At 44.6% G+C, this 25,378-nt stretch carries 23 protein-coding genes; 21 read left to right on the top strand and 2 right to left on the bottom strand.

Annotated elements, in window-relative coordinates; genetic code table 11:
• The first annotated feature begins 112 nt into the window (after positions 1–112).
• From DNHGIG_RS21215 to DNHGIG_RS13720, 14 genes are all read left to right on the top strand, one after another.
• Positions 113–874 carry a hypothetical protein gene (locus tag DNHGIG_RS21215; RefSeq protein ID WP_500790172.1) on the top strand — a complete coding sequence of 254 codons (762 nt, stop codon included), beginning with the start codon at positions 113–115 and terminating at the stop codon, positions 872–874.
• Between the two features lie 151 nt (positions 875–1,025).
• Positions 1,026–1,940, top strand: a complete 915-nt coding sequence (locus DNHGIG_RS13660; RefSeq protein WP_282200110.1) for a coiled-coil domain-containing protein — start codon at positions 1,026–1,028, stop codon at positions 1,938–1,940.
• Between the two features lie 272 nt (positions 1,941–2,212).
• Positions 2,213–2,629: a M67 family metallopeptidase gene (locus DNHGIG_RS13665; RefSeq protein WP_282200111.1), complete on the top strand. Its 417-nt coding sequence runs from the start codon at positions 2,213–2,215 to the stop codon at positions 2,627–2,629.
• Positions 2,630–2,792: 163 nt separating this feature from the next.
• Positions 2,793–3,497, top strand: coding sequence for a glycosyltransferase (locus DNHGIG_RS13670; RefSeq protein ID WP_282200112.1), 705 nt, complete (start codon positions 2,793–2,795; stop codon positions 3,495–3,497).
• Between the two features lie 78 nt (positions 3,498–3,575).
• Entirely contained in the window at positions 3,576–4,424 is an 849-nt protein-coding gene (locus DNHGIG_RS13675; RefSeq protein WP_282200113.1) for a DUF7164 domain-containing protein, read from the top strand.
• Positions 4,425–4,459: 35 nt separating this feature from the next.
• Positions 4,460–5,344, top strand: coding sequence for a glycosyltransferase family 2 protein (locus DNHGIG_RS13680; RefSeq protein ID WP_282200114.1), 885 nt, complete (start codon positions 4,460–4,462; stop codon positions 5,342–5,344).
• A 50-nt stretch (positions 5,345–5,394) separates the two neighbouring features.
• Positions 5,395–6,363 carry a glycosyltransferase family 2 protein gene (locus tag DNHGIG_RS13685; RefSeq protein WP_282200115.1) on the top strand — a complete coding sequence of 323 codons (969 nt, stop codon included), beginning with the start codon at positions 5,395–5,397 and terminating at the stop codon, positions 6,361–6,363.
• Between the two features lie 56 nt (positions 6,364–6,419).
• A complete protein-coding gene (locus DNHGIG_RS13690) occupies positions 6,420–7,364 on the top strand; it encodes a UDP-glucuronic acid decarboxylase family protein (RefSeq protein WP_282200116.1) in 945 nt (314 codons plus the stop codon).
• Entirely contained in the window at positions 7,361–8,224 is an 864-nt protein-coding gene (locus DNHGIG_RS13695; RefSeq protein ID WP_282200117.1) for an exostosin domain-containing protein, read from the top strand. The genes DNHGIG_RS13690 and DNHGIG_RS13695 overlap by 4 nt, the downstream gene beginning before the upstream one ends.
• Entirely contained in the window at positions 8,221–9,030 is an 810-nt protein-coding gene (locus tag DNHGIG_RS13700; RefSeq protein ID WP_282200118.1) for an FkbM family methyltransferase, read from the top strand. The genes DNHGIG_RS13695 and DNHGIG_RS13700 overlap by 4 nt, the downstream gene beginning before the upstream one ends.
• A gap of 151 nt (positions 9,031–9,181) precedes the next feature.
• Positions 9,182–10,057, top strand: coding sequence for a class I SAM-dependent methyltransferase (locus DNHGIG_RS13705; RefSeq protein WP_282200119.1), 876 nt, complete (start codon positions 9,182–9,184; stop codon positions 10,055–10,057).
• 14 nt (positions 10,058–10,071) lie between these two features.
• Positions 10,072–10,899 (top strand): alpha-1,2-fucosyltransferase, encoded by an 828-nt coding sequence (locus DNHGIG_RS13710; protein WP_282200120.1) that lies wholly within the window; start codon positions 10,072–10,074, stop codon positions 10,897–10,899.
• Positions 10,900–11,113: 214 nt separating this feature from the next.
• Positions 11,114–12,220, top strand: a complete 1,107-nt coding sequence (gene gmd / locus DNHGIG_RS13715; protein ID WP_282200121.1) for a GDP-mannose 4,6-dehydratase — start codon at positions 11,114–11,116, stop codon at positions 12,218–12,220.
• Positions 12,221–12,269: 49 nt separating this feature from the next.
• Positions 12,270–13,727 carry a sugar phosphate nucleotidyltransferase gene (locus DNHGIG_RS13720; RefSeq protein ID WP_282200122.1) on the top strand — a complete coding sequence of 486 codons (1,458 nt, stop codon included), beginning with the start codon at positions 12,270–12,272 and terminating at the stop codon, positions 13,725–13,727.
• Positions 13,728–13,754: 27 nt separating this feature from the next.
• On the opposite strand, the gene DNHGIG_RS13725 is transcribed toward DNHGIG_RS13720, so the two are convergent.
• Together DNHGIG_RS13725 and DNHGIG_RS13730 are read right to left on the bottom strand one after the other, a co-directional pair.
• On the bottom strand, positions 13,755–14,546 hold the full coding sequence (locus DNHGIG_RS13725; protein WP_282200123.1) for a methyltransferase: 792 nt from the start codon (positions 14,544–14,546) through the stop codon (positions 13,755–13,757).
• Positions 14,547–14,561: 15 nt separating this feature from the next.
• A complete protein-coding gene (locus DNHGIG_RS13730; protein ID WP_282200124.1) occupies positions 14,562–15,509 on the bottom strand; it encodes a GDP-L-fucose synthase family protein in 948 nt (315 codons plus the stop codon).
• Between the two features lie 168 nt (positions 15,510–15,677).
• On the opposite strand from DNHGIG_RS13730, the gene DNHGIG_RS13735 reads away from it, so the two are divergent.
• From DNHGIG_RS13735 to DNHGIG_RS13765, 7 genes are all read left to right on the top strand, one after another.
• Positions 15,678–16,526, top strand: a complete 849-nt coding sequence (locus DNHGIG_RS13735; protein ID WP_282200125.1) for a hypothetical protein — start codon at positions 15,678–15,680, stop codon at positions 16,524–16,526.
• A gap of 121 nt (positions 16,527–16,647) precedes the next feature.
• Entirely contained in the window at positions 16,648–17,679 is a 1,032-nt protein-coding gene (locus tag DNHGIG_RS13740) for a glucose-1-phosphate thymidylyltransferase (protein WP_282200126.1), read from the top strand.
• Between the two features lie 138 nt (positions 17,680–17,817).
• Positions 17,818–19,134 (top strand): UDP-glucose dehydrogenase family protein, encoded by a 1,317-nt coding sequence (locus tag DNHGIG_RS13745; protein ID WP_282200127.1) that lies wholly within the window; start codon positions 17,818–17,820, stop codon positions 19,132–19,134.
• 166 nt (positions 19,135–19,300) lie between these two features.
• Positions 19,301–20,611 carry a DRTGG domain-containing protein gene (locus tag DNHGIG_RS13750; protein ID WP_282200128.1) on the top strand — a complete coding sequence of 437 codons (1,311 nt, stop codon included), beginning with the start codon at positions 19,301–19,303 and terminating at the stop codon, positions 20,609–20,611.
• A gap of 441 nt (positions 20,612–21,052) precedes the next feature.
• Entirely contained in the window at positions 21,053–24,532 is a 3,480-nt protein-coding gene (locus tag DNHGIG_RS13755; RefSeq protein ID WP_282200129.1) for a DNA polymerase III subunit alpha, read from the top strand.
• Positions 24,533–24,567: 35 nt separating this feature from the next.
• On the top strand, positions 24,568–25,035 hold the full coding sequence (locus tag DNHGIG_RS13760; protein WP_282200130.1) for a phosphatidylglycerophosphatase A family protein: 468 nt from the start codon (positions 24,568–24,570) through the stop codon (positions 25,033–25,035).
• A 144-nt stretch (positions 25,036–25,179) separates the two neighbouring features.
• Positions 25,180–25,377 carry a glutamate decarboxylase gene (locus DNHGIG_RS13765; protein ID WP_282200131.1) on the top strand — a complete coding sequence of 66 codons (198 nt, stop codon included), beginning with the start codon at positions 25,180–25,182 and terminating at the stop codon, positions 25,375–25,377.
• The last annotated feature ends 1 nt before the right edge of the window (position 25,378 follow it).

The following is a 25,378-nucleotide window of genomic DNA, read 5'->3' on the forward strand; positions in this document are numbered from 1 at the left end:
CCAATATTGGTGGCACTATGCAAAAAATGGGCATTCGTGAATGAGCGCGAGGGAGGGGCCCCCCATAAGATATACTGTCTTAAAAACTACCTTGGAAGGGAAGATCATGTACATGAACGACATCAACCCGATAAAAGGGGCCCAACCAACGCCAACACCACCCGTACTGCAGCCCGAATGTATTGTAGCACGCAAAGTTTATGACTGGATCTTCGATCAAAACACCTATGAGAACAAAATTACCCTCCCCGAAGCGTGCCAAGCTTTAATTATTGCACGTCTCCAGTTAGGTCACAGGCTCAGCGTAAGATGTAATAGTACCCCGAATACTCCCCCATTCCCGCTACCGACGTTCCCGCCAATCCCTCCGGTATTTCCAACACCAACATCTGGCCCAGCGCCCACACTATTCCCATGTCCTGGAACATTCTGTGAATTCGATGCCACTCTTGCTACCAATGGATTCTGTAATGGGGTCCCTGTCAAAATCGTTCCGTTCCAATTCACAGCATGTATCACATTGGATATTCTCGACCTCACCCAAGGAGACGTTGTTTGTTCCGCAGTACCGGTTGTCGTTACATTCACAGAAGACGTTGCTCTCTGTCTCCCTGAACCGCTTGGCAATCAAAACATCCTGTGCGCGATCCTCGACGTTGTTTGTTCTGCCCAACTCGTTCCTTTCGATCAATCGGTTCTGTTGAGAGTCACGATATGTAAAGAGATTCAAGTGGAAGCAGATGTGAAATTGGAAATCATGGCCGCTTTCTGTACTCCTCGTGGTTTTTGTCCAACGTCGACACCGACACCTCCAACATGTCCTCCATTCCCATCATTCCCGCCGCAATGCAGAGGTCTCTTCCCGCCGGCGTAAAATCAGAATTTTGTCTGACAATGATCAATTCGTCTGCGTTTCATAGCTACTACAAGAATTGAGAGGAGTTTATACTTCTCTCTTTTTTTGCAACTATCCGCCCAATTTTTTATATGGATAATGTAATGACAGATTACGGGAGGAGAAACGTATGGATATAAGATCAGAAGGAATAAACGGAAAACTTCTTGAGGAGAAAATCGGGATGCTCAAGCAAAGGATTGCGAATTATCAGGAACAGGTTCACGAGAGAACACAAAAATACCAAGAAATATTAAAACGACAGGAAGATCTGATGGCTCGTTATCGAGAACAAATTCTGCAATATCAGGCGATGATCGCACAAAAAGATTCCGAAATTGCGGGTTATGAAGAACAAGTCGAGCAATATCAGGATACTCTCGATGATCAGAAATCCGCCCTGGCGCGTTACCGAGAACAGGAGCAATCGTACCAAAAATCTCTCGCACGGAAAGAAGAGCTCGTCAAACGTTATCAAAATGAAATTCAGCAATATCAAGGAGACCTTGAAGAAAAAGAGAATGTCATCGCGCGTTATCAGGAATTAGTGAAGCAATACCTTGATTCTCTCGAAGAGAAGGAATCCGTGATCGCCCGTTATCAGGAACAATTGCAGGAATACCGAGAAGCTTTGAAAGAAAAGGAAAAAGTGATCGACCGATATCAAGAACAGGAACATCAATACCAGGAGACCCTCAGGCGTAAGAAAGCAGCGATCACGCGTTATCTGGAACAAATCGAGCGATATGAAGAGACTCTCGAAGAGAGGGAAACCTTGATCGCCCGCTATGAAGAACAAATCCGGCAATACAAAGAAACCCTCGAAAAGAAGGAAACTTTAGCAGCTCTCCAACAAAATCATGACAGCCTCTCCACACAAAAGAATGAATTCGGACAGGATCAGGTGCAACGACATCCCTTCCTGCGTCAGCATCAAGTTCCATTTCATGCTGTAAGACATGAGCAGTTGAATTCAATAGATGTTAAGCCTCTGTTCGACAGCAATAACGCTAAATATAATGAAAAAACCGGAAACCCATTCTGATTTACGTCAGTGACCCTTCGAAAGGACAAAGAATAAATATGGTATAAACTGAGGAAGAAGGGAAGATCTGATCATGACATTTGATGAGATGCAGCAACTCTATAGGAAAGTAAAGACGGATATCGCGAATGAGCTCAAATCGAAAAAAACGGAAGTCACTCCACAAGAAAATAATAGTCAAGTTCACCAAGTGATTTCTCGTCCTATTCCACAGTCGTATCACGTTCAATCCCGAAGCTGTTGCGGGAGAGCAAGATAACAGTAATGTAGCAGTGTTCAGGTTCTCAATAACACGATCGGTTTGGAATGAAGTATGTAACCATTGTATGGAGCTATTGCCGTATGAAGCTTGCGGTCTATTATCAGGAACAAACGGGAAAGCGGAAACGGTTTGGGTAATCGAAAATGTAGCGCAAAGTCCGGTCGCATTCGAAATGAACATGGAACAAGTGAGAAGGGCTCTTCAGTTGATCGAGGAGAAAAAAGAAGAGCTGGTCGGTATGTACCACTCGCATCCGACTGCACCACCTGATCCGTCTGAACAGGATATTGTTCATGCGAACGATCTCGAACTCGCTTATTTAATTCTCTCCTTTGCAGGTAAAGTACCGGTCATGAAGGGGTTTCACATCCGGAAGAAAAAAGTCATCCCCCTTTCGCTGGATGTCATTGAAGACTCATACAAGTAGTTTGAACGGATTCCCGCTTAAGGGGATCCGCTTTTATTTAAAATTAGGAATTCATTGAAGACGAATTCTTTACAATCGTTTTCATAGGTAAAAAATTCCAATTAACAGTAACTGAAGCAATAAGGCTTTCATAGTATGTGAAGGGGGTGATGAGGAAGTGCAAATGGGAACGGTCAGCGTGATTATCCCTGTATACAACCATGAAGAATTTATAGGGGAAGCCATTGAGAGTGTGTTAGTCCAGTCCTATCCATATACACAAATCATTGTCGTGAATGACGGATCCACAGACGGAACGAAAGATGTTTTGGAAACATACAAAGGAAGAATCGAGGTCATTCATCAGTCCAACGCTGGGCCCTCCGCCGCAAGAAACAATGGGATCAGCAGAGCAACGGGGGAGTTTATTTGTTTCTTTGATTCCGATGACAAATTCTTGCCGGGAAAAATCGTGCGGCAATTATCGATTTTTCAAAGCCGGCCGGACGTAGGCCTTGTCCATACAGGGATCAATATCGTGCACAAAAATGGAGATTATTGGTACACGATGACAAAACCCGTCTATCATACGAGGGAAGAGCAGATCGTACGTCTGTTGGAAGCCAACTATATCGCTTGTCCCACTGTTATGATCAGGCGTGAATTGTTATCACAAGTAGGACTTTTTAATGAGAAATACCACAGAGCGGAAGATTACGATATGTGGCTGCGGCTCCTTACCTGTTGCAACTTTGCCGCGATTCCCGAACCATTGGTAGACTACCGATGGCATGGCAGAAATATAAGTGCATACCGGGATTTCGTTGCCGAGCAGGAAATAAAAGAAGCGGCGAGAAAAAGGTTTGCTGCCTTGGGATATAACCTTTGAGGATGAACGGAGAGACTTTTTAAGTCCGATTTCGTATGTCGGAATGATACAAGAAAATAAAGAAATAAGGGGTTTTTTATGCGCAGAGCGGTGGTCATTTTTGTGGAAAATCAACGAGATTTGATGCTGCAGTTTGGTTGTCTTTATACATCTCTACAATATATTCAATCGAAGGATACGGACCTCGTTGTATTTGGTCCTCAAGACACTTTACAAAAGCTGCCCGACGATTGTGTCAAGATTGAATGCCCTCCTCTGAGTGATCCTCCCGTATGGATGAACTATCGTTTTATTAATTCACTCAGTTGTCTAGTCAGCGATCATTCGGATGTATTGAATCAGTACGATTATTTATTGAGAACCGATGCGGATACCGTATTGACTCCCGCTTGGAATTCTTTTTACCCGGATCAATATACTACGGGCCAAGGATGGTATGTCAATAACCAGGATGTGAGCACAAACATAAAACGTGTTGCTCATTCGTTAGGTTTGAATCATCGAGGGATCCATAACATAGGCTCGACTCACTATGGTCCTCCAGAATTGGTGCGCGAAGTTTGCCGTTTAGCCGTATCTGTTACGCATCATATTCTCACTGAAGAATTTAAAGATCAGCACGGACAATGGCCTGGTTGGTACCGGGGCGTCGCATCGTTATACGGCGGTGAAATCGCCGTCAATCATCTGGTGGAACGTTTAAACCCCGATCGACAAAAATTAGATGCCTTCTGTACATCTCAAGAATCGATTCGAAATTATCCTCACATTCACTTCTGGCATACATTCGAAATGTTCTCCAAATTTCATTTTTCAGAAGGTTATTATGACCATTTCAGAATCGACCATATCGATATAGACCCCATTCGAAATTACTGCCTGTATATTGCACTAAAGTCGAGACGTGAAATGCCTTGGCTTGGGTGAAGGCAAACAAGTTCTTAGGCAAGGATGTGAGCAAAATGGAAAACCAAGAGAAGACATTGGTATCCTTGATTTTACCGGCAAAAAACGAAGGGAGTCATGTACGAACGACGATTCGATCCGCTTTTCAAGTGAAAACCGACTGTCCTTTTGAAATCATCGTGGTGGATGACGGTTCTGCGGACGGAAGTTGTGATTTCATTTCCACACATGAACGGGCCGAACAAATAACCCTTGTCAGGACGGAGGGAATCGGGGCGGCGGCGGCAAGAAATTTGGGGGCCGAACACGCGAAAGGAGAATACTTCATCTTCTGCGATGCCCACCTTTTTTTCGAAGATTTTTGGATTGAGCGCTTACTGGAGCCGATATTGACAGGTAAGGCTGATAGTACCACTCCCGGGATTGCGAATACCGGATTACCCAATTGGCCGGGCTATGGACAGACACTGGACGGGAATCTGAGTATCGTATGGCATACGGGAAAATTGAACTTGTTCCCGACCGCTGTCCTTCCCGGAGGCTGTTTCGCGATTCCTAAGCAAGTGTTCTTCGATATCGGAGGTTTTGACAAGGGCTTCCGGGTGTGGGGTTACGAAGATGTGGAGATTTCCATCAAAATGTGGCTGTTCGGCTATACATGTTATGTTGAGCCCGCCGTGAAAATTCTGCATGTTTTCCGTACCGCCCATCCGTATCAAGTGAGTTGGGATCATGTGTATTACAATATGCTGCGAATGGCATACAGCCATTTTAAGGAAGAACGAATTGAAAAGTGCAGAAAATTGGTTCAATATGCCAATCTGTCTGAAATCGAATCACAAGTGCTGGAAAATGGTGTGATGGAACAGAGAGAGATCTATATGAAACGGCGGAAATATGATGATGACTGGTATATGCAAACATTTAACATCCCCTTTTAGTTTTTCAGCGAAAAGGTTGGAACGAAAACCCTATAAGGTCGTGGAATAAAATGATGAAAAACAACATCAGTTTTTTTATCCCGGCATTCAATTGTGAGCCGACACTTCGGGAATCTGTGGAATCCATAATGGAAGGGAACTTTTCGGAAGGTGACGAGTTAATCATTGTGAATGATGGTTCCACAGACCGGACGGAAACTATTATGAATGAAGTAAGTGAAAAATATCCAAATAGCATTCGAATGATCAAACATCCGCGAAACAAAGGCGGGGGAGCGGCCAGAAATACAGCGGTCGAACATGCGAAACATGACCTTTTATTCTGTTTGGATGCAGACAATATCTTGGTTTCTGGAAGTATACTTCGATTGAGAGAATTTATGCTTCAAGAGGAAGCGGATGCTGCTTCCTTTCATGAAGTTCACTATTTTATAGGTTCAAAAAGTCACGTTGTTAATAAATGGACATATAAACTCGGAAGCTTCACGTTAGCCGATCTGTTATCCACCCATCTACATCCCGGATGCAGCGGGAACTATATGTTTACGAAAGAAAGCTGGCTACGCGCCGGTGGATATCCGGAGTATGCCGGAGCCCTTGATACCTGGGGATTTGCATTCAATCAATTGGCTACAGGGACGAAACTGGTCGTCATGCCGCATTCGTTTTATTATCATCGTACGGGGATTGAGTCTTACTGGATCCGGGAAAGCAGAAAGGGGAAAATAAGCCGAACTGCCATTCAATTGTTGATCCCTCATTTGGATCTGATTTCTGAAAGCGACGTAGACTATATTTTCAGTCCTGCAGGGCGTAATGGTTGGTTTCAAAATCTGGACAGTCGCCCCATTCGATTGAAAGGTGCAAATCCAGATACTCATCAACCTGTAAATCATCATATGAGCAATAAAACGGAACAGAATAAGAGTCCGGTTTTTACGAACAGGGGTTTTAGTGCGGCTTATTCGTATCCTCATGAAGGTTTTGGAAAAATCGTGTGGTCTCAAAAATTAATATGAATTGAATAAATGAAAACGATAGACGTACATTCTTATTTTTTGGAGGAAATGGCGTAATGAGAAAGAGTAAACGTATCTTAGTTACGGGAGGTGCCGGTTTCCTCGGATCCCACTTATGTAAAAAGCTGCTTGACCAGGGACATGAGGTGATCTGTTTAGACAATTTTTCAACTTCAACGAAAGACAATGTTTCAGATTTGCTCAATCATCCCGGCTTCGAACTTGTGAATCATGATGTTACAACCCCGTTCCGCTTTGAAGTGGATGAGATCTACAACCTCGCATGTCCGGCAAGCCCCGTGCATTATCAGTCCAACCCGATTCAAACGATAAAAACAAGTGTTTTAGGAGCCATAAACGTGCTGGAGCTCGCATATCAACTTCGGGCCAAAGTCTTGCATGCTTCGACTTCGGAAGTATATGGTGATCCTCTCATCCACCCGCAACCGGAGGATTACTGGGGAAATGTAAACCCTGTCGGCGTACGCAGCTGCTATGATGAAAGCAAGCGCTGTGCTGAAACGTTATGCTTTGAGTACTTTCGCAAATATGGTCTTGAAATCAAGATCATCCGCATCTTTAACACGTATGGCCCTAAGATGCAATGGAGTGACGGGCGTGTCGTCAGCAATCATATTGTTCAGGCGTTGAAAGGAGAAGAGATCACCATTTATGGAGACGGTAAGCAAACACGGTCCTTTTGTTACGTGGATGATCTCATTGACGGCATGCTAGCCATGATGGAAACGGAGAGCAACTTTTTGGGTCCCGTGAATCTGGGAAATCCAGCAGAGTTCACGATTCTTGAACTGGCTGAGAAAGTCTTGCGTCTGACAGGATCGAAATCGAAAGTGTCCTTTCTTCCATTCCCATCCGATGATCCAAAGCGGCGCAGACCGGATATCTCGCTGGCTAAGTCAAAACTCGGATGGCAACCTCGGGTCAGTTTGGAAGAAGGTTTGAAAGAAACGATCGCCTACTTTCGGAAGGTGTTCCAATGAAAATTTATATCTTACCTGTTCATCCACAATTCCAACCACCGAGTCAACCCTTTCGTTATCCGTCACATAGCGAAGACTATGGAGTGGAGCAAGATTTCCTTTTCTATTTGCAAGCCAATCAAGAATTACTCGCCCCTACTCCTGATTGTGCTGATTGGCACTACTTGCCGATTTTTTGGACGCGGTGGAATTTGAATCATGATTTTGGTCGAACAGGTTTGCATGAACTTAAACAAGAAGTTGACCGGGCGATCATCGATGACAGCAAAACATTCACCATATGCCAGAATGACGACGGTCCAATCGTTGATACAGGCAAAACCACACTCTTTTTAGCATCCCGCAAAACTCCAAACGGGGTCGATATCCCATTACTCTGTTCCCCTCATCAAGTACCTGCTATAAAGCCGGCAAAAAAATATCTCGCTTCGTTTATTGGAAATGTAAAAACACATCCGATCAGACATGAGATGGTGAATCAGCTCGTAGATCGACCCGATGTATATATCTATGATGGTCACTTGGGTACCCGCTTTTTTGTTGAAAAAGTTCTTGAATCCCTGATTGGGCTCTGTCCCAGGGGATACGGCGGCAGTTCCTTCAGATTCTTTGAGGTGATGCAGTTAGGTGTCGTTCCCTTCTTAATCGGTGATATCGATACGCGGCCGTTTAAAAAGTTCATACTTTGGGAAAATGTGAGCTTGTTTACGCAGTCGGTATCGGATGTAAACCGAATATTCAGTTCATTGAATCAACATGAGCTGTTAACGATGGGCAATTATGCGGCATATCTCTGGAGCCAATTGACCTATCAAAAGTGGTGTCCATTTGTCATACGTGAATTGGAGGAGCTGAGATGAGTTTAATTGACTTGTATCAGTTATTTAAAATTGAACTGATAGCGAATGTCGGAAAACTTGAATATCAAGCGTTTTTTGATGAGATGTATAAGTTATCTTTACAAGGGATGAATTTTGGGGGCGGTGCTGCTGTACAAGATAGCGGAGAATTGTATGCATTAAAATATATACGGGATAAACTCCAATACGTTGGAAACCATTTAACAGTATTTGATGTTGGTGCGAATGTTGGAGAGTTTACCTTATTTGTTTTACAGACATTGGGGAATATACGTCTATTATCTTTTGAACCGTCTTATGAAACATTTAAACAATTGGAGAATAATACCGTAGGTTACAAAAACATTGAGCTTTATAACATAGGATTTGGCGAAAAGAATACGACATTGACATTATATTCAAACCAGACGGGTTCAGGATTGGCGTCATTATATAAACGAAGACTTGATCATTTTGGTATCGATATGAATAACAAAGAAGAAGTGACAATTAAAACAATTGATGATTTTTGTAAGGAAAGGGGAATCGAAAAGATTCATTTTTTGAAGCTTGATGTTGAAGGACATGAACTACGTGTTCTTCAAGGAGCTAAAGAAATGATAAACGCTAATGCAATTGATTTTATTCAATTTGAATTCGGTGGTTGTAATATCGATTCCCGGACATACTTCCAGGACTTTTACTATTATTTAAATGATAACTATAGAATTTACCGTATTGTTAAGGATGGTTTGTATCCCATTGACAGATATGACGAGAGATATGAAATTTTCATAACAACGAACTATCTAGCGGAACGCAGATAAAAGTATGCGATGATATTTTTTTATAGTGGTGGACAGACAGGGCGGGAGTCCACCACTATTGAGTTTCACATATGTGGACATAACCATCCGTCTAGATCTTTTTACTGGATATATTCGTAAAAATAAATCATGTACTGGAGGATGAGTTTCAATGGAAATGGATCAGCAACGTTTGATTCACGAACTACGTTCAAAGATCAATCAATTGCCATTAGCGTTTGTAACAACTGATTCAGCTGCGGATGCAGAGTGGATCAAGTACAGAAATAAACTTCGTCAAAGTATTTTAAACGATGATCCGCGAGATTTTTGTAATTGGGAACCCATTCGCTCTACCATGTTTTATGAGCCGGATGTCGTTGAATTACAGTTCCTTCAAGGATTGGAAAACTGGGATCAATGGAAGACTGCTATTCGAGAATCAAAAGCTGGAAACCCGCGCCCATACTATGCTTTTAACGAAAGCAGCGGAAATCTCATTCATCATGCTTACCATCTGGCACAGCTCATTGATGCAACGAAGTGTTCTATTCAGAACATCCCGCAAGTTGTTGAATTTGGCGGCGGATATGGCAGTATGTGCAGGTTGTTTTATCAGTTAGGATTCAAAGGAAGATATATCATTTATGATTTGCCTGAATTCAGCGCATTGCAGGAATACTATCTAAAATCCATTGGAATTCAGTCAGCCATTAAAAAAGAGTCAACGAATGATAAGAATTGTATCGTTTTATTGTCCGATCTCAATGAGTTATCGAAACAATTGAAGGATCAAGTCGATCGATATATCTTTATTGCTACCTGGTCGATTAGTGAAACATCTTTGGATTTCAGAAATCGTATATTCAACTTGGTTTCGAATGCCTCTTATTATTTAATTGCTTATCTATATCAATTTGGAGAAGTCAATAACCATGATTATTTTATGAATTTTAAAAATACAAAAAACAATTATACATGGAAACATACGGAAATTGACCATATAAAAAACAATTGGTATCTGATCGGAAGCAACCTAGAAAAATGATAGGGAGAAGAGAAATGGTTTCTGGGATTCCGGTTATCACCATGTCTACACTCGGGAGTAATGGTCGATTCGGCAATCAACTCTTTCAATATGCATTTTTAAAAATCTATGGAAAGCGGCACCAACTACAGGTTGAGACACCCCCTTGGATCGGACAGTATTTATTCGGTCATCAAGATCCACCTATAACAAGGCAATTGCCGATGATTCAACAAAATTCGTACAGACTTGATCTGGATCATATCGCCAAATCACAGATCCCCTTTAAGAATGTGGACTTTTGGGGTTATTTTCAATACCATACCAGCTATTATGCTCCGGAAAAAGATTACTTTCGTTCGCTTTTTAAACCTGTACCGGCCATTGAATTTCGAATGCGAAAAGTGTTCAATCGTTTGCGTGCAAAAGGAAAAACGCTTGTCGGCCTTCATTTGCGAAGGGGAGATTATGGCACTTATGGTCCCCACTCGAATTTTTTCATTGCCCCAAGTGAATGGTATAAAGAATGGCTGAGGGGATTCTGGGGTACTCTCGATAAACCTGTACTGTTTATTGCCAGTGACGAACCGGACAAAGTGTTGGGCGACTTCTCCGAATTTCATCCGGTGACTTCAAATGACGTTTGCGGATGTTTTCCCGAAGCGAGTTTTTACCCCGATTTTTATGTTCTAAGCCACTGTGATCATGTAGCGATTTCGAACAGTTCATTTTCGTTTGCAGCTAGTATGTTAAATGAGCGGGGAAAATTATTTGTTCGCCCCTATCCTCTTGAAAGTAAGTTAATTCCTTTTGAACCATGGAACAGTGAAGTCCTGATTCGTACCCCGGAAACGATCCTTTAGATCCTTGAGGAACAAGCCATTTCGTTTTACTTTTTACGCATCCTGGCGTGTCTGACATGCGGATAGGGCAAGTGAGGAATGTGAAACTATTCACTTTGAGAATGTGTAGATTCCGGAACCTCCCCTCACATTTCCACATATATAAATGTATGGATTTGAGTATATTCATGCCTTGATATAGGTAACTTCTTGTGCCGGAGAATGGAGGTAAATGATGAGCAAAGTCGCGCTGATCACTGGAATCACGGGACAAGATGGAGCGTATCTCGCCGAATTTTTATTGAATAAAGGCTACATTGTGCATGGATTGAAGAGGAGAAGTTCTCTTTTTAATACAGAACGGATTGATCACCTCTATCAAGATCCTCATGAAAAGGATGTAAAATTTTTCTTGCATTATGGTGACTTAACAGATTCGACAAATGTAATCCGGTTGATTCAAGAGGTACAAGCGGATGAAATCTATAATCTGGCGGCCATGAGTCATGTACATGTGAGCTTCGATACACCGGAATATACAGCGAATGCGGATGGCCTTGGGACACTGCGGATCCTGGAGGCGGTCAGAATCCTCGGTCTGGACAAGAAAACGAAAATTTATCAGGCCTCGACGTCAGAACTCTACGGTCTTGTTCGCGAGGTTCCGCAAAACGAAAATACTCCTTTTTACCCTCGAAGCCCTTATGCGGTTGCCAAGCTCTATGCCTATTGGATTACGGTCAACTATCGGGAAGCATATGGAATGTTTGCTTGCAATGGAATTCTATTTAATCATGAAAGTCCCATTCGCGGCGAGACATTCGTCACCCGTAAAATCACGAGGGCGGTAGCGAGAATTGCCTTGGGACTGCAAGAACAATTGTATCTGGGCAATCTGAATGCCAAGAGGGATTGGGGACATGCAAAAGATTACGTGGAAGCGATGTGGTTGATTCTCCAACAAGAAAAACCCGAAGACTTTGTAATCGCAACGGGAATGACGACAGAAGTGAGGGAATTTGTGAGAATGGCATTCGCCCATCTCGGCATTGAGATTGAATTCAAAGGGCAGAAGGAAGAAGAGAGAGGATACGTAATTGCTTGCCATGATCCACAATTTCAGCTTCCTGTCGGAAAAGAGATCGTTGCGGTAGATTCGAGGTATTACAGACCAGCGGAAGTGGAGGTTTTATTAGGAGACGCAACAAAGGCGAGGAAAAAATTGGGTTGGACACCCAATTACGATCTGCAGTCACTGGTGAAAGAAATGGTGGAACATGACTTGAACGAGGCGAGAAAGGCACAGTATTTGCAAGCCGGAGGGTTTATACACATTAAATGAAAAGGGGCTGCCATTTATAACAGGCATCTTTTTATCAAAGGAGTAGGCGATGAAAGTCATACTATTGTCCGGTGGATCCGGAAAAAGATTATGGCCTCTGTCCAGTGATGCGAGATCCAAGCAGTTTTTAAAGGTTTTAAAAAATGAAAAGAATGAACGGGAGTCGATGGTGCAAAGAGTATGGAATCAATTAAAGCGAGTAAATCTGGCTGAATCAGCGTTCCTGGCTACCAGTCAGTCACAAGTGGAACTGATACAAACTCAATTGGGTAATAAAATTCCGCTGATCATTGAACCGGAACGGCGTGACACATTCCCTGCGATCGTACTCGCTTCTGTTTATTTATACTCACAAGTCAAGGTAGATGTACATGAGGTGATCTGCATACTCCCTGTAGACCCTTTTGTTGAGGACACTTTTTTTAGAAAAGTAATACAATTGGAAAACATGATTCACCAAGAAAAAGCCGATATTGCACTTATAGGTGTCAAGCCTACTTATCCATCCGAGAAATACGGATATATTGTACCTGATCCAAATGCAGGGACTGATTGCGCACACACGTATAAGACCGTAATCCAGTTTATCGAGAAGCCTAAGGAAGATCAGGCGAACCATTTGATCGAACAAGGAGCCTTATGGAATTGCGGGGTATTCGCTTTTACACTCGATTACATGATTTCTTTGCTCAAGAAAAAGGGATATTCAACGGAGTATTATGATTTGGTAAAACAATATTCACAATTGCCTGCAATCAGTTTCGATTACGAAGTCGTCGAAAAAGCAGCCCGCCGTCTTGTGCTTCCCTACGACGGAAAATGGAAAGATCTCGGAACCTGGAACACATTGACCGAGGAGATGGATACTTTTCTGTTGGGGAAAGGGATAATCAGTAATGATTCAAAGAATACCCATGTGATGAACGAATTGGATATTCCCGTAATCGTAACGGGAGTATCGAATCTTGTCGTGGCGGCATGTCCGGATGGCATATTGGTGACGGATAAAGCGGCAAGTTCCAAGGTGAAAGAGTTAATCAATGATATCAAACAAAGGCCCATGTACGAAGAGCGGCGTTGGGGATGGTACCGTGTATTGGATTACACCAAACTTGAAGACGGAAATGAAGTATTGACGAAAAAAGTCGTGATTAAAGCAGGGAAAAATTTAAGTTATCAAATGCACAAGAAAAGAAGTGAAGTTTGGACGGTCATCTCAGGAGAAGGTGTATTCGTACTGGAGGGAGCGTTCAGGCAGATTCAATCGGGCGATGTTCTACACATTCCAGTCGGTTCAAAACACGGAATCAAGGCGATCAGCGATCTGGAAATGATTGAAATACAAATGGGGAGTGAATTGATCGAAGAAGATATTATTCGTCTATGTATGACATGGGAAGAAGTAGAGAAACAACAACATGCTCCATTCACTCTTGATCATGAAACGTTGAAAGATCCACCGAGTATGGAATTCATCGAAACGAAAAACCAAAAGAGCTGCAGGTAAATAAATAAGCCTGAAATCTTAATGATCTCAGGCTTTTTCGTATTGACCAGGAGAAACTTCCTTCCATAAAGCTTTGGTTACAGGATCGACCCACCAACTTATATTCTCTTTTCTCTTCATGAATGCCCATTTCATCATTTCCGGGCGAAATTCACAGACTGCGAGGTCCTTATCCTTTGCATCAAGAATATTGAGTACGGAGTAGGAGAACGGATTTCTTTCCTTACCGTGAATCAATGAAATATCATGGGTCTTCATAAATCGTGAAAGAATACTGGGGGTAATGTCCCGGTTCACAAAATCATGGAGTTCAACAAGGATGTCACAGGAGCGAAGGCCTGGGATAAGATCAGGTTGGAGCAATTCCAGTTCGAATCCCTCTATATCACACATGATGAACGATCGTCCAGACTGGGACAACTGACCTAATCGTTCACGAGTACATTCTCCATCAATGATGATCCTTTTATCTACCCCATTCGCGGTGGACAATTCTTTACAGAGCTTACGCGCATCAGGATTGATATCAAAAGCATATACGATTGTTCCAGGTTGCCGTAACGCGAGTCCAATGGCATAATAACCTTCTCCGCAGCCTATATTGATGATTCTGTCATAGTCTGTCTTAAAAACATGACGATTCAAAATATCGTGCAACTCTTCCTCATAACATCCGATAATTTTGGGCATAAATGCGCTGCCGCTTGATTGTTCTACGTACCGCATTCCTGCAAATGGTCCATTTCGCACAACGAGACCATTGTGATCAAGAATGATTTTCGTCACGCGCTCGATGTTACGCGCCAATTCTTCTGACATAATCGAATCTCCTTTTTACTTCACATATTCTCGATGTTCCATATACCAGGCGATTGTTTTTTCCAGTCCTTCAGGCAAACGGGTTTTCGCCTCGAATCCAAAGAGCTCTTTTGCTTTCGTGACATCCAAACATCTTCTGGGTTGACCATCCGGTTTGCTGACATCCCAGAAAATCTTCCCTGTATAACCGGTCTTCTCCGCAATCAATTTCACCAAGGACTGAATGGAAATCTCTTCTCCCGTTCCGATGTTGACCGGATCCTCCCCGTTATATCTAACCGCTGCCAGAAGGATGGCATCTGCTGCATCCTCAACGTATAAAAATTCCCTCGTCGCTTTCCCGCTTCCCCAGACGGTGATATGATCTTTTCCATGTTCTCTCGCTTCCAGACATTTGCGGATCAAAGCGGGTATCACATGGGAGGTTTCCAGGTCAAAATTGTCTCTGGGTCCATACAGATTGACGGGAAGCAAAAAAATCGAGTTAAAGCCGTATTGCTTTCGATACGCTTGCGACTGAACGAGCAACATTTTTTTGGCCAAACCGTAAGGGGCATTTGTTTCTTCAGGATATCCCTCCCATAAATCTTCTTCCTTAAAAGGAATAGGAGCAAATTTGGGATAGGAACAGATGGTGCCGAGAGCTACGAATTTTTCCACATTCGCTAAGCGGGCAGACTCGATTAAATGGAGCCCCATAGACAAGTTGTCATAAAAGAAACTCCCCGGATTTTTTCGGTTTGCTTCGATTCCCCCTACAGAAGCGGCAAGATGTAGAATCAAATCCGGCTTTGTACTCCTTACTAAAGAAAAGCAAGTCGACTGGTTACGTAGATCATACTGACTGCTACGTGGGATGATGATATCCTTGCAACCGCAATTCTTTAATTTATCGACAACGTGGGAACCAAGAAAACCGGATCCCCCTGTGACCATGATTCTTTTCCCTTTCAACTGATCCATGTCGTTCCTCCAAACGAGTTGAGATGAATCCTTTGAACTCGATATAGACTATGGGAGGCAAACAAAAAATGAAACCAGTAAAGAGTGTGAATAAACCGAAGTAGCAAAAAGATTTGCGGACTCATACGAATGAAGGGGGAGAACTCAACCGGAAGGTGTGGAGCGATCATGGATGCTGAAAAGGGCAAGTTAAACAAAGTCGTCGGCGTAATCTTCAGCAAGGATAGAGCCATGCAATTGGATGCCACCATCAGATCCCTTATGCTTCACTGCCGGGATCACCAACAGCTCGTTCTGAAGGTTCTTTATACCACTTCTAATCCTTACATGGAAAATCAATATCATGAACTCATCCGTACTTATGACACAGTGGAATTCATAAAGGAACATGAATTTAAGAGCGAACTCCTTTCAAGCGTGGCAGATTACCCCTATGTTCTTTTTCTCGTTGATGACAATCTATTTGTCCGAGATTTTTCCGTGATGGATCTGATCCACAGTTTAGAAACCCATCATGATGTCTTGGGTTTTTCCTTGCGACTTGGAAATAACACCGATTATTGCTATCCGCTTGCTCGCAAGCAAAAGCTGCCTGCATTTCTTGCGGTTGATCACGGGTTTTTAAAATATAATTGGACACAAGCGGAATATGATTTCGCATATCCACTGGAAGTATCCAGTTCTCTCTACAGGGTGGATGACATATTACCTTTACTCATTCAAACGGAGTTTTCCAATCCAAATACGTTGGAAAGCGGACTTGCCGCTTATGCGAACCGATTTGTGAGTCAAAAAAATTTCATCATGTGTAATCAACAATCTATTACATTCTGTAACCCGTTAAACGTGGTGCAGAATGTTTTTCACAACCGGGCGGGAAACAGAAGTCATTATTCCGTCCATGAATTACGCAAGATGTTTGATCAAGGGTTTCGTATCGATGTGGAGCGCTATTCGGGGTTTGTTCCCAATGCATGCCACCAGGAAATTGACTTGTACTTCAAGCGCATGTTGTAAGGATTTCGAAAAAGGGCGCCTGTCGATGGGAGAAAGTCGTGCCGTCACTCTTTCCCTGTTTCATACCCTGTTAAGGATATGACTTTACAAAAGTTGCAAGTTCAGGCGGGAGAGGATTTGCGTGAAAGGTCTGATTTTATGTGGCGGAAAGGGGACGCGTTTGCGGCCTTACAGTTACTCGCAACCTAAGCATCTGCTTCCGATTGCCAATCAACCGGTGATACAATATGCGATCGATAAGATGAAGAAGGCGGGGATCCGGGAAATCGGAATCGTGGTTCCTCCTCACTTCCGACCCCACTTTGAATCGGTTTTGGGCGATGGACATGTGGAATTATCCTTGAATTACATTGAACAGAAAGAAGCGAAAGGATTAGCGGACGCGGTTCGTGCAGCCCGCTCTTTTATTCAAGATGACCCTTTTTTGTTGTTTTTGGGGGATAATTTCTATGATGGAGAGTTGGAAGGACTGGTTCAACGATTTTATGTAGAGAAACCAGAGTCTTTACTCGTAGTGAGTCGCGTATCCAATCCTCAACAATTTGGCGTCGTCCAGTTTGAAGGAAATCAAATCATTCGTTTGGTAGAGAAACCTCAAAATCCTCCGAGTTCATTTGCGATTGTAGGTGTATATCTTTTCACGTCTACCATTTTTTCGATGATCGATCGATTGACGCCTTCTTCCAGAGGGGAATATGAATTAACCGATGCGATTCAACATTTGATCGATAGAGAATATAAAGTGACCTTCATGATAACGAACGATTGGTGGAAAGACACGGGGCAGCCCAAAGATTTGCTCTCATGCAACCGACGTGTACTTCAACAACTTCACGAACAGATCTACGAAAATCAAGTGAACATTGAATCTTCTTCCATTGAAGGCCCCGTTGTCATCGGAAAGGATACACAAGTGATCGATTCGGTCATTCGGGGACCTGTAAAGATCGGTAATGGTGTGAAGATTATCCGTTCATATATAGGGCCATACACATCAATAAGTAACGATGTCCTTATAGAGGAAAGTGAGATTGAAAATAGCATCGTGCTTGATCGGGCGCATATCATGAACATTCCGCAGCGTATCGATGAGAGTATTATCGGAACAGAGGTGATTATGCAGGGGGTGCATATCCTCGCTCTTTGCAAGTGAACCTGGGTGATCATTCAAAAATTTATATAGGTGACGCGTTATAGAACAAAAAATTTCGCGTAACCAAGGGGTGAATTTGCAGCCCTTTGCTATCATCATAACAAACGAGAGTATCGTTGGAAGGGAGGGGGGCGAAACATGAAGATCGCGGTGATCGGTTCCGGGTATGTGGGAACAACAACGGCAGCTGTGTTGACCTCCTTGCATCATCATGTGACAGCTGCAGATATCGATATCACAAAAGTGAAGAAGTTAAAACAAGGAATTCTTCCGTTTGTCGAACCGGGACTCGACAAGTTTCTGATTTCTATGTTAGAAACCGGGCGGTTGAATTTCACAGCCGATATCTACCAAGCCGTTAAAGACAACCAGGTACTTTTAATCGCGGTTGGTACGCCATCGCGCGCAGATGGAACGGCTGATCTGCGCTTTCTGCAATCGGTAGCTGATACCATTGCATGTTCGATTCATGAATATAAAGTCATCGTTATAAAAAGTACTGTACCTGTGGGCACGAACCGGTGGTTTTCCGATTATTTGGGAAACAAGATTGGCAATCCTCACATGTTTGATGTGATTTCCAATCCGGAATTTTTGCGTGAAGGAAATGCTCTCCAAGATATGTTGCACCCGGATCGTACAGTTATCGGAGGGAAGAGTCAAAAGGCCATCCAAATCGTGAAGGAAATCTATGAATCTATGCAGAGTAACCTACTCGTTACAGATTGGGAAACGGCTGAGTTGATAAAGTATGCATCCAATTCATTTTTGGCAACAAAAATTTCGTTTATCAACGAAATTGCACGCATTGCAGAACATGCGGGGGCTGATGTGGTTGAAATCGCGCGGGGAATGGGGATGGATTCGCGGATCGGAAGCGAGTTTTTACGAGCGGGAATCGGTTTTGGCGGTTCATGTTTTCCGAAAGACCTCAAAGCGCTGATCGCCACGGCGAAAGAGTTAGGTGCTGATTCGAAGATATTGGAAGCGGTCGAATATATAAACCGAACACAACCGAACTTCTATACGGAAAAATTGAATCGTCTTCTTCAGAAAATTGCAAAAAGACCGTGGAAGATTGCAATTCTGGGATTGACGTTTAAACCCGATACGGATGACCAAAGGGAATCACCGGCCATACAGGTCGTGAATCACTTATTAGAAGAATGCGAGGAGATTCGCATTATTGACCCGACGATTCAAACACGGAACCAAACTCCTTGGCCGCATGAACAAAAAGTTACGATTTGTCGGACGACTACAGAATCCCTTTCAGGAGCAGACGCGGTGATCTTATGTACCGATTGGGAACAATTTTCAAACATTGACTGGAAAGAAGCGGCCAGCCACATGCGTCATCCCGTCTTATTGGATGGACGCAATATGTTTGATCCGGATGATATCAGGTCAGCGGGCATGCGATACCTCGCTTTGGGAAGAGGGGAATTTGAATAAAATTGAACATTTGCCCGCACAACCGGGCGATCCTTACATACATGGATCGATATCACGAAGGCCCGAACGAAATTGGGCTATGATACAAGCTACATCCATCGATTGAACCGATTTCTTCGAATCGTTATAATGAGGGCAAGATGAGTCGGACGGGGGATTTTACTATATGCTGACAAAACATGAGCAAATCTTAAAATATATTGAAGAATTAGAAGTCGGATCAAAAATTTCGGTTCGCCAGATTGCCAAAGAACTGGACGTTTCTGAAGGAACGGCTTATCGTGCCATCAAGGAGGCGGAAACTAGAGGGATTGTTTCGACAATCGAACGTGTGGGAACTGTTCGTATCGAAAAACAACAAAAGAAAGACATCGATCGTCTGACGTTTGCGGAAGTGGTAAATATCGTAGACGGAACCGTCCTTGGTGGATCTGCAGGGTTGCATAAGACCCTGCATAAATTTGTGATCGGCGCCATGGAAGTGGATGCGATGATCCGCTACATCGACCGCGACTCCTTATTAATTGTAGGCAATCGCAATGAAGTCCATAAAGTTTCCTTAGAACACGGCGCCGCCGTGCTCATTTCGGGCGGATTCGACGCCACTCCGGAAGTCAAAGAGTTGGCGGACAAGTTGGAATTGCCTTTGATCTCTTCCGCATACGATACATTTACGATCGCCTCCATGATCAACCGGGCGATCTATGACCGTTTGATCAAGAAAGATATTTTGTTGGTGGAAGATATTTTGCGCAAAGACAATCAGCCTGTGATCATGCGGGTTGGCCAGCAAGTTGCCGATTGGCAGGAACTCGTGGAGCAAACGGGACATTCCCGTTTTCCGGTATTGGATGCGAACGACCGAATCGTCGGTATCGTTACCACGAAAGACGTATCCGGCGAAACGAATGACGTAGCCATCGAGAAGGTGATGACGAAGAATCCGATTACCGTTTCCCCAAAATCATCCGTTGCTTCTACCGCTCACATGATGATTTGGGAAGGGATCGAACTATTGCCCGTCGTTGACGGAAGGAAACTGGTCGGCGTGATCTCCCGCCAAGATGTGATTAAAGCACTCCAATATATTCAGAAACAGCCGCAAGTGGGACAAACGATCCAGGATATCGTCTTGACCCATTTTTCACTCGATCGTTCGGAAGACAAGGCAGTTTCACTCGTCGGGGAAGTGACCCCTCAGATGACGAATCAACTGGGGGGCGTTTCTACAGGAGTTTTGATGATATTGATCAGTGAAGCGGGCAGTCAAGCGATTCGCCGGATAAAAAATGTTGACCTCGTGGTCGAGAACGTATCGGTCTATTTCCTGAAGCCGATTCAGATCGAGAGCACCATCCAAGTGCGTGCAGAGGTCATCGATATCGGGCGCAAATCGGGAAAAGCGGATGTGCAAATTTATCATCGCGGTGAACTCATGGGCAAGGCGCTTTTTACCGCGCAGGTGTTAGATCGTTAAGGATGGAAATGTGAGCTATGTCTTGCTTTTATAGAATCGGATATAATAGAGAGCGAACATACGCTCTCTTTTTCGTTGGTTGAAACCAACTAGAAAAATGTGTAGTTTGGCGGGCGTATGCTTTGCGTTCGCGCTCCGTGGAGGTCGTCTCAGTGGGTATATGCTTTGCGCTCATGCTCCGTGAAGGTCGTCTCGCATGGAATCTTAATCAAATGTTGCGAGACGACCTTCACGGAGCATGAGCGCAAAGCATATACCCCCTCACGACCATAAAGGAAGCGATACGACCTCCAAAGTCGCTGTCTCACGCAAAGCATTACACCCACCCAAAAGCCACTCCGTTTCTTGTGGCAGCTTTAAACTTCTGTTTCAAAACAAGAACTTTTCATCCTCTGATGGCGCCGCTCAAGCGACATGGGGGATTAGAAAGGAACTGTTCTCATGCAAACATCATTTGTCCATTTGCATGTACATACAGAATACAGCCTTCTTGAAAGCGCCTGCCGGATTGAAGCGCTCATGCGGTTGGCTCAGGACTACGGGATGAACGCTATCGCCATCACCGATCACATGGCGATGTATGGCGTGATTCCTTTTTATAAAGAAGCGATCAAACGAGGGATCAAGCCGATCATCGGTTGTGTCGTTCACGTAACGAATGAGGCAACGACCGATCATCGTGCCAACGTGACCCCTTATCATGTAGTTCTCTTGGCAGAAACGGTCACCGGCTATCGGAATCTTGTGCAGCTCGTATCGAAAGCCCATCTCCAGTCCCGTTTCATGCGTCCGCTTGTCGATAAGGCGATGCTCGCTGCACATGCGGAAGGATTGATCGCGTTAACAGGAGGAACGGAAGGAGAAGTGGCTGCCCGCGTCGCTGCGGGTGATCTAGAAGGTGCACGCGCCGCGCTTCATGAGCTCGTTGCCATATTCGGAAAGAACCATCTGTTTATCGAACTGCAAGATCACGGACTGCTTATGCAACGCCAGATCAATCAACACCTCATCCATCTTGCCCGCGAAACGGGTCTAGGTCTTGTGGCTACAAACGATGTGCATTATTTGAAGCGAGAAGATGCGCCCGTTTATGATATTCTGCTTGCCATCGGCCAAGGCAAAACGCTGGATGATCCGTCGCGGAGACGTGCAGAAACGGACGGACAGTATCTTACAAGCGAACGGGAAATGATTGAACGTTTCCGTTATATACCTGAAGCGATCGAAAATACGGTCAAAATTGCAGAACGTTGTCAGGTTGATCTGGAACTGGGCAGAACCCACCTACCTGTTTTCGATCTGCCGGCAGGGTTTGACGAGAACGAATACCTTGCCCATCTGTGCAAACAGGGGATCCGCGAAAGATACGGCGCGCCCACACCGGAGATCGTCAGTCGTCTCGAACATGAGCTGCGTGTCATTCAACACCTCGGGTTCGCGGGCTATTTTCTCATCGTATGGGATTTTATGCGGTTTGCTCATGAGAACGGAATCACGACAGGGCCGGGCAGAGGTTCCGCTGCCGGAAGCCTTGTGGCCTATCTGCTGCGGATTACGGATGTCGATCCGTTGCGTTATGGACTTCTGTTTGAACGCTTTTTGAATCCGGAGCGGGTCTCGTGGCCGGATATCGATATCGATTTCTTGGATGAACGCCGCAGTGAAATGATCGCGTATGTCACCCACAAATACGGTCATGACCGTGTCGCACAGATTATCACGTACGGAACGATGGCTGCGCGGGCGGCCGTCAGAGATGTCGGTCGGGTCATGGGCCTTACCCCACAGGAAATCGACCGGATCGCCAAGTTGATTCCCCATAAGGTCGGCACGACGATTGACAAAGCGCTTGCGTCCGTACAGGAATTGAGCGATTTGTATGAGACGAACGAGAAGGTTCGTCTAGTTATAGACAGGGCGAAAGCGATTGAAGGTCTCCCGCGTCACACGTCGATCCATGCGGCAGGTGTCGTGATCGCCAAAGAGCCGTTGACGAACTATGTGCCTTTACAAAAGGGGGCGGATGGCGGGGTTGTCACCCAATACGCTATGGAGGATCTCGAAGCGGTCGGCCTTTTAAAGATGGACTTTCTGGGATTGCGGACGCTCTCTATCATCAATCACGCATGCGAGGAGATCGAACGGAGTGAAGGGATCAAGCTCGATTTTTCCAAGATGGAGATGGATGATCCAAAGACATTCGCCTTATTGTCACGAGGGGATACGGATGGCTGTTTCCAATTGGAATCGGCCGGCGTGAAACTCGTCTTGAGGGAACTGCGTCCGACTCACTTTGAAGATATCTTTGCCGTGATCTCCTTGTACCGCCCTGGTCCAATGGAAAATATCCCAGCCTTTATCAAAGCGAAACATGGGGAAACGCAAGTCAAGTATCCTCATCCAAGTCTGGCTTCCATCTTGAAAGATACATACGGCGTAATCGTTTACCAAGAGCAAATCATGCAGATCGCTTCCGAAATGGCGGGCTTTACTCTGGGTCAAGCCGATCTGTTGCGCCGTGCGGTAGGCAAGAAGAAACGCGAGATTCTCGATGAACAACGGGAGATTTTTGTTAAGGGCTGTATAAAAAAGGGGCATGATGAAAAGGTTGCCCATATGGTTTATGATTGGATCGTAAAATTTGCCGATTACGGATTTAACAAATCTCACGGTGTTGCCTACGGGATCCTTGCGTATCGCACCGCCTACCTGAAAGCGAACTACCCGGCTGCATTCATGGCCGCATTGCTTACTTCCTGGCTTTTCTCTTCCGCGAAGGTAGCGCAATATGTGGAAGAATGCAAGAGAATGGGGATTTCCGTGTTACCGCCGGACGTAAACAAGAGCAGTCATCGTTTTACCGTTGAAGAGGGTCAAATCCGCTTCTCTCTTGCGGCGATTAAAAATGTGGGGACGGCTGCCATTCAGTCCATTCTCGATGCTAGGCGCAAGGGGGAATTCAGGGATCTGTTGGACTTCTGCCGTCGTGTGGACTTGAGAGTCTGTAACAAACGGGTGGTGGAAAACCTCGTTCGCGCGGGTACGTTCGATTGGACAGGGCAATCGCGGAAGGGCATGTTGCTCGCGCTTGACGATGCGTTCGATAAGGGAACTCGTTTAAGAAGGGAGTTGGATAATTCGCAAATCAGTCTGTTTGGTCTCATGGAGGATATGCATGAGACACCTGATTTACGAGTTCCGCCCGTCCAAGATTTTTCGGATCAGGAACGACTGGAGATGGAAAAAGAGTTACTCGGTGTTTATGTGAGCGCCCATCCTTTGGAAAAATTCAGGAATATTCTTGATCGCTTCGCCGTTCGTCTATCCGAACTTTCCGAGTATGAGGACGGCCAATCGATTCGGGTGGGAGGTATCATCCGCAATCTCAAGGTGATTCAAACCAAAAAAGGGCAGACGATGGCGTTTATCCTCTTGGAAGATCTGACGGCCGCGTGTGAGGTGGTTGTCTTCCCTTCCGTCTATGCCAAGCATTCGCCAATTCTGCAAGAAGAAGCGATGATCGACATGAGATGCCGCTTGCAAATACAAGACGAAGGATGTAAGTTGGTTGCCTTCGACATCCGCCCGCTCAGCCTGGAGACGGAGGATGACAAACCGGAAGCTGGCGGTCGAACGCCGTCTCGGAATCAAAACCCTCATTCGGAAGAGCACCCGATGATTTTTATTCGCGTGACCCCGGATGATGAAAGGGACGGGAAGTTGCAGGCGCTGAAAGGTTGGTTCGCGAAGAATCCCGGTACGCTGCCCGTCACTCTTTTTTATACGCGGAACCGTACGGCACGAGAGATATCCGACCGTGTCTCCGGGACACAGGAGTTTCTCTCGGGAGTCGAACGAATTCTTGGCCCGGACAGTGTTGTCAAGAAAAAAACAGTCAAACATCGGGACATTCATTCATAGCATGGAAGTATCCTCAAGGGCAAGGAGGGCTACCCATGCACATGAATGTTGTGCAATTGTTAGAGAGCCGCGGAGTCAAAGTGGACGATATTGTCGATATCGTCTACACGCTGCAGAAACCGTATCATCCCGATCTGAAACAAGAAGAGTGCCAAATCAGTGTCATGCGCGTCTTGGCGAAGCGGGAAGTACAACATGCGCTCTACACGGGAATTGCATTGGATGAATTGGCGGAAAAGAATCTCCTCCCCGAGCCTTTGCAATCGATAATGAATTCGGATGAACCGCTATACGGAGTGGACGAGATTCTTGCTCTTGGCATCACCAATGTATATGGTTCGATTGGTCTTACTTCATTCGGTTATCTCGATAAAGAAAAACTTGGAATTCTTAAACGATTGAACGTTAAAGGATCGGGCATCCACGTGTTTCTCGATGATTTGGTGGCGGGAATCGCCGCGGCCGCATCGGCGAGAATTGCACATCGGAACGGACAAAGTTAATATCTTCGATATGTATGCTAGTACTGGTTTTATACGGCGTGCTATAATGGTTGATAGAGCGGCTGCGCTTTCTTGCACCCCTTGTCTTACCTGTGATATGATGAATGAAAATTTGGGGGATGGTTTTTTGGAAGGAGTTCTTGTATGTGGACGGTAATCTATATTGCTCCCAACGCCAAAACGGCTGAACGCATTCAAGAAAAGCTGACACAAGAAGGTTTCCTTGTGAAACTCCGGCAAACCAACATCGCGAAACAACAATATGAAATTCTTGTACCCGAATCGGAGCTCGATGAAGTACAAGAAGTGTTGAAGGATATATTGCATTCCTCACACAGGTAAG

This window comes from Collibacillus ludicampi, from assembly GCF_023705585.1.
In the GTDB taxonomy this organism is placed as follows: domain Bacteria; phylum Bacillota; class Bacilli; order Tumebacillales; family BOQE01; genus Collibacillus; species Collibacillus ludicampi.